Source organism: uncultured Proteiniphilum sp. (genome assembly GCF_937873925.1).
Taxonomy (GTDB): Bacteria; Bacteroidota; Bacteroidia; order Bacteroidales; family Dysgonomonadaceae; genus Proteiniphilum.
Map to the genome: position 1 here is coordinate 1 of NZ_CALNAT010000007.1, position 7,906 is coordinate 7,906.

Sequence of the window (7,906 nt, forward strand, 5' to 3'; positions counted from 1 at the left end):
AAAGGTAAAACCTCCCTATTTTTATGTGTATGACGGGAGTGTGCCGGTGATTTACCGGGGGCAGTTGGGCGATTCGCTGGCCCGCACCGTCAGTTATGCAGACGCCTATTTTTCCCAGCTGGAGGTCATGGACTCCGTCAATTTCACCTTCAGGACACAGGGTGCCAAGACAAAGGAGCAGGTATTGGGAAGCCTCCGGTTGGACCAAAACCCGTTGGAGCAAGACCCGAAAGTAACCCTCAATCACGATCTGTTGGAAAAGCAGGTGGACGGCGTGTTCGATACCGACGGGCAATTGCTCCGGGACGATATAACCGGGGAACTGGTCTATATCTATTTTTACCGGAATGAATTTTTAGTGACGGACAGCAGCCTCCACCTTTCCCGGAGGCTGCATACCATCGACACCATATCCAGGGTGCAGGTGCGGGTCCGTTCATTGTCGGACGGGCGGCATCAAATGGGAGCGCCCCCAATGCAGGTCAATAAGAGGTCGGCCGTACATAACCGGGTGTTGTTCAATGAATCCAATCTTATGGGAAAATTCGAATCCCGGGAGATGTGGCAGAAGGCAGCCATTGTCGATATGTACCGGACCGACAGGCAGGAGTATCTGGGCAGTTTTTATGTGCACAACCGGGGTGGCCATAAAATGGCCTGGATGATCGTCACGGACGAATATTTGTTTGTTTTGTCCGGCAATGAAATCGTGCGTTACCGTTTTGCGCAGCCGGTGACACGCCATTTCAAAACAGGAGAAGTCGAAAACCTCAAAGAGTAGGCATCATTCTAAATTTTTTTCAACATGAAAAAATTTAAACAGTTCCTTGTGCCGGCTGTGATTATATTAATGGGAGCCGGCGCGGCTTTTGCGACTAATGCAGCAAAAGACTCTCAAGTATCTCAGGAGGGATACTATTTCGATAGTACCAAAAATGAATGTATCCTAGCGGAAGGCTCTTCATGTTCACCTACAGGTTCTGCAGTTTGTACATGGAAAGACAGTAACGGTACAGTCCATGAACTCTCCAGTCAGATTAATGAAACAATGTGCGGTGATCCTTTATTCAGGCCATAAACTTGACTAAGAATGGAAGGATGCTAGAAAATAGCATCCTTCTTTATCTCATTATTAATCCATTCCACATTTTTATTTCCTTTGAGAAAATAATCAAACCAATCCAGTATTCTTACGTATAAGTCTTTACTTGCCCTACTATCCATGATCGTATGCCCCTCATTGGGGTAAAATAGCGAAATAACCTTTTTCCTGTTCCGTTTCAGGCCGATATAAAACTCCATAGTTTGCTCCCAATAAATGTTCTGGTCTTTCATCCCGGTCCACAATAAAACCGGGGCATTGACCTGGTCCACATAGTGGATAGGGTTGTTTTTTAAATAAAGTTGCTTGTCTTCACTGAAACTCTTTTTCATTTCATATTGCCCGGTCTCGAATTGAAAGTAAAAAGGGATTAAGAAATTATAGTTATACGAAAAATAAGAGCGGACAATATCACTGTTACCTGCTCCGGAAACATAGGTGGCAAACCGGTCGGAATGTGTGGCTATGAAATTCGTCTGATATCCGCCATGCGAGTGTCCAATAAGACCAATCCGGCTTTTATCGATGTGGCGGTTATCCTCCAATGCATCCAATCCGCGGTGTACGCAATCCAATGCCGACAATCCCGTGCCTTCAGAACCATAGACAATATCAGGGAAATAGACAAAATATCCTTTTTCCAGCAATAGTCGTAAGTCGAACCCTGTGAAATTCGTACTACCGTAAGTCGACGCCGGATAGTAATTTAACCTGTTACTCTGAACCTGATAGATATGCACCACCATCGGGTATTTCCCGGTAGGGTTGTAATCCAGCGGATAATACAAGATTCCTTTTAAGGGAATGTTTTCACTATTGGCATAGGAGACAATCTCCCGTTTGAGGGATAAGATCGCCGTATCCGTTTTGTTACTCCGGAATACTACGCTTTTTTCTTTTCCGGGTTCTTTATGTACAAGCCGCGGCGGTATGCTGTATTGCTCTTCGGTATAACTGAAATGTGTATACTTCCCGTTGTAATTCAGTCCTTGTATATCCATATCGGTGAAGGGCACGAGCGTTTCATTCCTCCCTTTTTGGTGTAAGATATAAGCCGTTTTGTTCTCATTGGGATCGTACAGCCTGAGCAACATCGGTTTTTCAGGATCGATTGTTTTCCGGCCAATCCTGTCAGCGATATTTTTCGAAGTCCCGTTGAGGATCGTCACTTTGTATCCTTCAAAATCATCAAGTTTCGATAACCTGTTCTCTTCCATCGTATAGCTCCACCAACCACCATCCCCGTCAAAAAAGGCACTCTCCCCGTCCGGTGTAAAATAGGGAGCCCCCAGTCCATCTCCGTCAATATTTTGTTTCATGCCGGTAGAGACGTGATACACATACCAGTTGCCGTCTTTAAGGTATAAAAGATACCGACCGTCCGGAGAAGGATGCAAATTCCGGGGTATGGTATCGACCAGTGAATAACAGTCTTTCACGTGGTCATAGATATCAATTTTCAGCGGAGCTGAAAAAGTAAGATAATCCTTCAAAAGATAACGGTCAAAACTCAGGAAATAACGTTCATTTCCCAGGCTCACTTTCTCCGTCGATTGGTCCGCGCCTATCTGTTCCATCCGTTTTAACCCGGGTTCCCATACATAATAGGAAAAATGAGGATGTGGATAGAATTTTTTCTCCAATTGGTAATCATTCCCGTACCAGATATCTACGACCGAACTATCGGTTTTATTGCTATCCGTCATCACTTTGAGAAAATAAGCGCGTCCCTCTTCGATGATCTCTGTCAATACCCGTTGGGGGTTTATGAATAATACATCCTGTAAGGGATACACCGTTTTTGTATTCATATCGAGATAATTTGTGCTCATGGTCGCACTTTCCGGATTCTGTTCATGGATTATGATGCCCTGTTGCCCGGGATATATGTCCAAGTACTTGATTTCACGAGGAGAACCGTATAGCTGTTCCTGGCCTTTATCACTCAGCCGCACAAGGTGATAATCCTCTTCTTTCTCTTTGATAATAACATATACACAGTCATCTTCCGCAATCATAAATTTAGTTGTGTGATCGACGGATTGCAGTAATTTACCCGAAGTGTCATACAGTCCAATCTTGTTATCTGCCTTCTCATTGTAGTGCAATACAAACTCATTGCCTTTGAGCGTTTTCATATCTTTAACATGCTCGTAATAGATACCGGTTTGCTTTTGCAGGTTCCATAATTCTGCCGACTGCCGGTTACGCGTCAATAAATGGTTATTGTCGGGGAAAAAGGGTTCGCCCATGATAGCTCTCCGGCCGATTACTTTCCCGGTATAATGGCTATTGAGGATCAGGATCGTATCACGATTTCGGTTATGCCATTTGCGGAAGAGAAACCATCTCCCATCGTCGCTCATTTTTAAATTCAACATTTTATAATGCCTGTCAGCTAACCGTTGCAACTCTTCCTGATTGTTTTGAGCGTTCAGATCCCGGCCTGCCAGTAACAGCAGGCCCAGGAATAAAAGGATGAACAGCTTCATGATCAATATCCGGAGTTTTGCGGGTATAAGTTGGGATTCATCAACAGTTCGCTCTGGGGTAAAGGCAACACACTCTTATATTCCTCCCAATTGGGTTTTACCCTGCTTAAATCATTCAAGCGTCCTGCACGTTTCAGGTCGAAGAAGCGATGGCAGTGCTCGGTAAAGAATTCACGCCGTTTTTCTGCCAGGAGTTCATCGATGAAATCTGCTTCGGATAACGAGGTAAGCGCTGTCAGCCCTGCCCTCACCCGGGTAGCATTGAGATAGGGCAACGCTTCGTCAACCCTGTTTTGTTTAGCCAAAGCCTCTGCCATAATAAAATAGGCCTCTTCCAACCGGGAGAAGACGGAATACTCGGTTGTGTTGTTCATCCTGATCTTGTATTTGTAAGGCCGGAACCAGGTGTTTTCGTCGACGGTCACTTCTGCGACCCAGGCCTGCCTTCGAAGATCATCATCGGCAAAACTATTTACCAGATCCGGAGTAAGGGTAAAGATATTGGACGGTGCTACACCGGTGAAATGATAATACGTTGCTTCTTTTGTGGCATCACCACTGTTCTGCGGTTTGAGTTGCCAGAGTATATGCCTGCCCGATTTATGAAAGACCTCATTGATATCGTCCTCAAATTCATATAGGGATGATTGAAGGATCTCATTGGCCATTTGTCCGGCCTGTTCATATTTATGCCCGGTCAGGTATATCCTTGCCAATAATAACTGTGCCACTTTCCGGTTGGGATAGATCCGCTCCGCATCGCGGTAATCATCTTCCAGCAAACCGACAGCTTCCCTCAGGTCAGCTTCCAATTGCTCCAATACGGCAGGGGCTTCCGTTTTATGTATGGTCCGGTTGTATTCGTAATCCAGGCTGGTGGTATAGGGAATATCTCCAAACATCTGTTGCAGGTAAAAATAAAGCAATGTGCGGATTAGCAACGCCTCCCCTTTGATACGGTTTTTATCCGGACCGGACAATGCCGTTGAGTTTTCTGCGCCATAAATAATGGAATTGGCATAGTAGATTTGCATATAAACAATATCCCAGCAGGTTTTTATAATACTATTGGTCTCTATCAGTTGATTGGTATAAATATCCAATATGTGTTGTTCAAAGTGATAGCTATCCAGCTCGTCCGTATAGGAACCTAACAAAAGGGGGCCGTAAATACTTGTTCCCTCTGTTACCGATCTACGTTGTAGCTGTTCGTAGATGCCGGCCAATGCCGCATTGGCGGTGTTGACGTCTTCAAATACCTGTGTGGTGCCAATCTGGTTGGTGGGGTAATCCACTTTCACCAGGGACTCACAGGCTGCCAGGAATACTATTGTTCCCAGACAAATAAACAGATATACTCGTTTCATTTTTTTGTTTTTAAAAATTAAACTGAACGCCGAATGACCAGGTTTTCAGCGGTGGTAAAAAGCGGGTTAAAATAAACTCGGGATCCACACCGAAATAATCGGTAAAGGTCAAAAGGTTCTGACCCTGTACATGGAATCGTACATCCTGTATATGCCTGTTTACCGGAAGCCTGTAACTTAATTGAATATTTTTCAGGCGGATAAAAGAGGCATCGCCGATGCCTGCCGAACTGTCCATGAAACGGAGATGCGACTGGTTTTTCTGTGCATATGCCCCGGATGAATAAGGCATGTACCGCCCGTCGGGATTCTCCGGCGACCATACGTCCAATACTTCCACCGGTTGGTTGTTTACACTGCCCGGCCGGGTCATCATACTATTGAAATTTTCCTGTACCTGGTTCACAAACTGGAACAAAAAGGAGAATTCCCATTGTTTGTATGATAATTGGTTCGACCAGCCCCCATAATACCTGGCACCTATCTTTTTGATCACCTGGTTGTCGTCCGGTGAAGAGATATTGCCATCGTTGTTGTAGTCCGTAAAGGTGTATAGGCCGGTTTCCGGATCGATCCCCTCGTAATTATATACTTTTACGATGGAGGTAGGATAGCCTATCACATATTGGTTTGCATAGGTGGAGCCTTCCAGTCCCGGGAACGATACCAGTTTGTTCCGGGGAAAAGTGATGTTGAAATCACTGTTCCAGTTGAACGAACCAATTCTTACGGGATTTGTATTGAGTTCCAGTTCCAGCCCCTTGTTTTCCACCGTAGCCGGCAGGTTTGCCTGTATGGAGGCAAAGCCGGTGGTTCCTGGCAACGGGATACCCACTAACTGGTTCCCGGAACGGTTACGGAACCAGGCGCTGTTCAACCGTATCCGGTCGTCCAGAAATCCCAGTTCCAGGGCGACCTCCAGTTTGGTTGTTTTCTCCCAACTGAAATAGGGATTGAACAATCGTGAAGGATTCAGGGACTTGATTCCCCCATAGCTTTGGCTGCCCACGGTATAGGTATCCAGGTACTGGTAATCGCCGATGGCGTCGCTTCCGGTCACCCCGTAACTTGCACGCAGTTTCCCGAAGCTTAGCCACCGGATATCATTCAGGAATGCTTCTTCGGCGAACAGCCATGCGGCTCCGGCTGCCCCGAAGTTGGCAAACCTGTTATTTGTCCCGAAGCGGCTCGACCCGTCCCGACGGCCGGTAAGGTTAAGTATATACCTGCTCTTATACTGGTAATTCATCCTCCCGAATACGGCAGCGTACTTATATTCGGTCCTGGTATCATAATTGACCGTAATATTCCCGGCCGCTGCCAGGTTTGTAATAAGCGCATTGCTTTCGAACCCGTACCCGAATACCGCCAAGGAAGAGGTTTGCCTGTGCTGGAAAGTGCCCCCGGCCAATATGTCTATTTCATGCTCGTTAAATTTGTGTTTGTAGTTTACCTGCGGTTCCAATAAATAAGAAAACCGCTGTTGGTTCGCTTTCGTGATGAAGGAACTAGAAGGCGTCCTGCCGAATGCCGGGTTATAGATCGTGCTGGGCGACAACGTTCTTTCTTCGAAAACCTGCTGGTCGATTCCCCCGTTCAGTTTCAGATAAAAAGAACGGAACAGTTCGTATCCCATATTCAGATTGACATTGAACGTCCTGCCTTTATTGGAGTATGTGCTCTCGTAAGCGGCTACAGGATTCGTGAAGGTACTGTTCTCCCAGTTCAGGCTGCCGTCGTCCTTGTAGAGTGCCGGGGCATTGGGACTAAGCACGAGTGACTGGTTGGTGATATCTGACCGGATCAGATTATTGCTTTGTTCGGAGAACAGTCCGGAGGTATTGAATGTAAACCGGTTATCATCGGAACGGTGATTCAGGTTCATGGAGAGGTTATTGGTCTTGTATCTGAAATCCTTGCCGAAGACAGTGGTTTGCTCGTTATGGCTGCCGCTCACCAGGAAACCCGTATTATCACTGCCCCCGCTTATTGAAAGCTGCACACTGGAGTTGACAGCCGTTCCACCGATCAGTTCGTCCTGCCAGTCGGTGTACCGTGCCTGGTCCCAGGTACCGTTGATATCATAGGCATTAGCCGGATACTCGGTGATGCCGTCATTGGCATACGCCTGCCTGCGCATTTCAAGGTATTGTGGGGTATCCATCATTTCCAGCTTCCTGGCCACCCGGCTAAGGCCATAGCTGCTGCTGACGCTGAGGGCAGTCTTCCTCCCTGCCCTTCCTTTCTTCGTGGTGACTAGTATCACGCCGTTGGCGCCACGGGAACCGTAAATGGCGGTGGCGTCCGCATCTTTCAGTATCTCGATACTCTCGATATCATTCGGGTGGATGGTATTCAGCGGATTTATTTCCGTATAGGGAAGGATAGCTGCGGAAAGACTGTTAGAAATTGTTTCCGAACTTACCGGTACCCCGTCGATAATATACATGGGGTAATTTCCTTCCCTTCTTAAACTGTTCATGCCACGGATCTGTACCTCATAACCGCCCCCGGCGGTACCGCCGCCCTGGGTGATATTTACTCCGGCTATACGTCCCTGTACCGCGGAAAGCGCATTGCTTACCGGCTGGTTCTCGATCTCTTTGGCCGTTACTCTGGCAATGCTTCCAGTACGGAGCTGGTCTTTTACGGTATAATATCCGGCATTTACAATCACTTCGGACAGCGTGGTGATATCTTCCTGTAATTGTACGTCCAGTCGGGTTCTCCCGTTCACCGGTATCTCCTGCGTTTTAAAACCGACAAAGGAGAAGGACAGTACCCCATCCGACGGCACACCTGCCAATGTGTAGCGTCCGTCGTCCCCGGTGGTTGTGCCGGTCGGGGACGTTCCCCGGATCACTATGGTGACACCCGGCAGCGGGTTACCGGAAGACTCGGTAACCCGCCCGGTGACGGTGACCGTTTGCGCGTAAGTAGAGTTT

At 47.1% G+C, this 7,906-nt stretch carries 4 protein-coding genes and 1 pseudogene; 2 read left to right on the forward strand and 3 right to left on the reverse strand.

The window, feature by feature from the left end:
* Both Q0502_RS00800 and Q0502_RS18890 read left to right on the forward strand, forming a co-directional pair.
* Positions 1 to 781, forward strand: a pseudogene (locus Q0502_RS00800) (tellurium resistance protein TerC); the annotation flags it as partial.
* A 24-nt stretch (positions 782 to 805) separates the two neighbouring features.
* Positions 806 to 1,078, forward strand: a complete 273-nt coding sequence (locus Q0502_RS18890; RefSeq protein ID WP_366521719.1) for a DUF6520 family protein — start codon at positions 806 to 808, stop codon at positions 1,076 to 1,078.
* 23 nt (positions 1,079 to 1,101) lie between these two features.
* Here the strand turns inward: Q0502_RS18890 and Q0502_RS00805 are convergent, their stop codons facing one another.
* The 3 genes from Q0502_RS00805 to Q0502_RS00815 all read right to left on the reverse strand — a co-directional run.
* Positions 1,102 to 3,594, reverse strand: coding sequence for a prolyl oligopeptidase family serine peptidase (locus Q0502_RS00805; RefSeq protein ID WP_298646021.1), 2,493 nt, complete (start codon positions 3,592 to 3,594; stop codon positions 1,102 to 1,104).
* Between the two features lie 2 nt (positions 3,595 to 3,596).
* Complete coding sequence (locus tag Q0502_RS00810) at positions 3,597 to 4,961, reverse strand: RagB/SusD family nutrient uptake outer membrane protein (RefSeq protein ID WP_298646024.1); 1,365 nt, start codon at positions 4,959 to 4,961, stop codon at positions 3,597 to 3,599.
* A 10-nt stretch (positions 4,962 to 4,971) separates the two neighbouring features.
* A partial coding sequence (locus Q0502_RS00815) for a SusC/RagA family TonB-linked outer membrane protein (RefSeq protein WP_298646026.1) occupies positions 4,972 to 7,906 on the reverse strand: 2,935 nt, incomplete at its 5' end.